The sequence below is a fragment of the Salinispora cortesiana genome (genome assembly GCF_000484695.1).
Lineage (GTDB): Bacteria > Actinomycetota > Actinomycetes > Mycobacteriales > Micromonosporaceae > Micromonospora > Micromonospora cortesiana.
The window spans coordinates 1-2,437 of the sequence record NZ_AXVR01000144.1; the positions used below are offsets into that span (position 1 = coordinate 1).

The window sequence follows — 2,437 nt, forward strand, 5'->3', positions numbered from 1 at the left end:
CACCGTCTGGATCAACCCCACCGAACCCGCTACCGATCAACCGATGCCGCAAGCGGCGTAACACCCACTGGTCCCACCGGCCTTGACAAGTTCCGTGCCGGGGGTATGGGTACCACCCCCGGTATCGGTACCGGGGGTGGTACCCATACCGGGGGTTACTTCGGCCTTGCCTTGGCCGCCCTTGTTCTTGCCCTCCTTGTTGCGTCCCGCCTTGGATGGCTTCGGTCCGCGTATCTCCAACGCCACGTCGTACACCACGGGCCGCTGACCAGCGGGCACGCCGTTGCGTTCGGGAAGCGTCTGGTCGCCGAGCCGGATCAAGTTAAGTTCCAGCAGCTTCTTGACGTCGGCATCGACCTGATCGCGGGACTTGCCAGTCTTCTTCGCCAGTGTCGGCTTTGACTGATAGGAGCCGGTGCCGGCGTTGTTGCAGCGGCGGGCGATGGCAAGCAGGACCGGTAGCAACTCGGTAGGGCAGGGCGCGTCGTCGAACGCCCATGCGATCGATACCTGGCTGACCCACCCCGGCTGGGTGGGCTCGTTGTCGGGCATGGTGGGGCTCACGGGTGGGCCTCCCGTGCTCGCACACCAGTTCGCAACGTAGTTTGCATTTAGCGGAGGTACCTCTCCGTCAGGGGCCGGGGCCCAGGCGTTGGCGCGCCTCCCGGCCCCGAACTATGTCTGGTTCTTGTCGGCCCGTCGGCGGCGTAGACGTTCGGCCTCGGCCTTGTTGAACTCCGCTCGCTGATCGTCGGTCATGGCATCGCGCCGCAGCATCTCGCGAGTGCGGTCGATCGCCTTGGAGATCGCCACCTGCGGCACGCCGTCGGAGATGGCGGCGCGCAGCGTCTCGCGGTATCGCTCCTCGGCTCGGGCGATGTCGTTCCACGCGTCGATCACATCTTGCAAGTTGGTCACCTCCCCATGCTCTGGGTTGCCTACTGTCGTTCGCAACTTCGCCTATGATCGTATGCCTGGAATACTTGACATGCAAGTCAGGGGACGTCTACTGTCGTAGACATCAGGAACACGGCACCGGGAAGCGCGCCAACGCCAACGGAGCCCCGATCGGGAGGTACCCCGAGATGCACGACGCTGCTATCAGCGTGTCCGGCGAGCAGTCCCCTCGCACCCACGGCAACTACCGCATCATCCTCAGCCTGCCCGTGGACGGCGGCTTCGCCATCAACGTCCACGCGGCCACCGGTGACCACCGATACCACGAACTGTCCTTCACCACGGCCGACGTAGACACCGCCAACCTGGCCTACCGCACCATCGCAGAAGGCGCAGACAACGGCGTCGGCCCGGAAGGCATCCGCCAGGCGTTGGACGACGCGCTGCGGGCCGAACTACTGCGGGTACAGCAGCGTCACGACACACCATCCCAGCAGCGGATCGCGCACATCAACGCACTGCTGGACCTGATGGAGTCGCCCGTCGACACCGCCAAGGTCGCCGAACTCGTCGAATCGCTGTCGCAGCCGACCCGGCCGCGCACCTTCCGCGAGCTGCGGGACACGCACGCCGCTGCCGCCGCCCGTGACCGCGCCCAGCGGAAGGCGGCCCGCCGATGACCGCCCCACCACAACGACCACGTTCTTCATGCCGTCCGACCCGGACTGGTGCGTCGAGTGCCACACCCCCGACCCGGGCGTGATCGACCACTACTCCCGTATCTGGAAGGGCTCCGACTGGCACGAGGAGGCGACCTGGAAGGTTCAGGTCACGCAGCGGGTGCAGCAGGGACCGGAAGGCATCGTCATCGAAGGTTTGGCGGTGATCGACGTCATCGGGGTAGAGGGCACCTACGGATCGACGGCGGATCTGATGTGGGCGCTGATGCTGGCGCAGCAGATCGCCGACCGTATCAACACCGCAAGGCGGGGTGCCTGATGTCGCCGCAGGCCGCCAGCAACACGCCGAGTGCGGTGATCCACCGGGTGCGTCGCCGCAATCACCAACTGCGCGTCACGTACGCGGATGGCCGGAAGGTCGAAGTACCGGCCGCGGCGAGCGGCCCCTACCGGTCGCCCGTGTCGTACGGCTACGACCGCGGCGCGTACACGACAAGGCCAGTCCAGTGAACGCCTGGTGGGCTCGGGTCCGCGCAAGCAACGAGACCCGCAACGGGTCTTGGCTTGCCCCCACCGCCCTACCCCACACCGGGGTCTGGGTCGAGTGATGGCCGGCGAGGTGCGCTCGCTAGCCGCGCAGCGGGACCGGCAGCAGCGGGACAAGGACAACCGTAACGCCGGCGAGGTGGAGCGGATCCGCGACGACCTGCGCAAGAACAGCAGCAGCAAGTAGCAGATCGGGTGGCCCCGTACCCCCATGCCGTGGGCTCTATGTCCTCAACGGGCGGCTACGACTTCTGCTCGGCGAGCACGACCTCGTGCTGACGCCCGGCGAGGCGGCCGAGTTCGACACCCGGGTC

General features: G+C 66.8%; 6 protein-coding genes and 1 pseudogene. 5 read left to right on the forward strand and 2 right to left on the reverse strand.

Features of this window, described 5'->3' with window-relative positions; translation table 11 throughout:
* Positions 1-36 precede the first annotated feature (36 nt).
* Entirely contained in the window at positions 37-564 is a 528-nt protein-coding gene (locus K228_RS0124540) for a helix-turn-helix domain-containing protein (RefSeq protein WP_025620734.1), read from the reverse strand.
* Positions 565-675: 111 nt separating this feature from the next.
* Positions 676-918, reverse strand: a complete 243-nt coding sequence (locus K228_RS0124545; protein WP_018812422.1) for a hypothetical protein — start codon at positions 916-918, stop codon at positions 676-678.
* Positions 919-1,085: 167 nt separating this feature from the next.
* Here K228_RS0124545 and K228_RS0124550 point away from each other — a divergent pair, with 167 nt between their 5' ends.
* From K228_RS0124550 to K228_RS28660, 5 genes and pseudogenes are all read left to right on the forward strand, one after another.
* A complete protein-coding gene (locus K228_RS0124550; protein WP_025620735.1) occupies positions 1,086-1,577 on the forward strand; it encodes a hypothetical protein in 492 nt (163 codons plus the stop codon).
* A gap of 28 nt (positions 1,578-1,605) precedes the next feature.
* Positions 1,606-1,896, forward strand: a complete 291-nt coding sequence (locus tag K228_RS0124555; RefSeq protein ID WP_025620736.1) for a hypothetical protein — start codon at positions 1,606-1,608, stop codon at positions 1,894-1,896.
* Positions 1,896-2,087: a hypothetical protein gene (locus K228_RS0124560; protein ID WP_025620737.1), complete on the forward strand. Its 192-nt coding sequence runs from the start codon at positions 1,896-1,898 to the stop codon at positions 2,085-2,087. The genes K228_RS0124555 and K228_RS0124560 overlap by 1 nt, the downstream gene beginning before the upstream one ends.
* Before the next feature lie 97 nt (positions 2,088-2,184).
* A complete protein-coding gene (locus K228_RS30095; protein ID WP_281171615.1) occupies positions 2,185-2,310 on the forward strand; it encodes a hypothetical protein in 126 nt (41 codons plus the stop codon).
* 34 nt (positions 2,311-2,344) lie between these two features.
* Positions 2,345-2,437 (forward strand): annotated as a pseudogene (locus tag K228_RS28660) (XRE family transcriptional regulator); the annotation flags it as partial.

Coding starts and splice junctions, on each gene's coding strand:
- K228_RS0124550 (WP_025620735.1), top strand. CDS start 1,086: ATGCACGACGCTGCTATCAGCGTGTCCGGCGAGCAGTCCCCTCGCACC.
- K228_RS0124555 (WP_025620736.1), top strand. CDS start 1,606: ATGCCGTCCGACCCGGACTGGTGCGTCGAGTGCCACACCCCCGACCCG.
- K228_RS0124560 (WP_025620737.1), top strand. CDS start 1,896: ATGTCGCCGCAGGCCGCCAGCAACACGCCGAGTGCGGTGATCCACCGG.
- K228_RS30095 (WP_281171615.1), top strand. CDS start 2,185: ATGGCCGGCGAGGTGCGCTCGCTAGCCGCGCAGCGGGACCGGCAGCAG.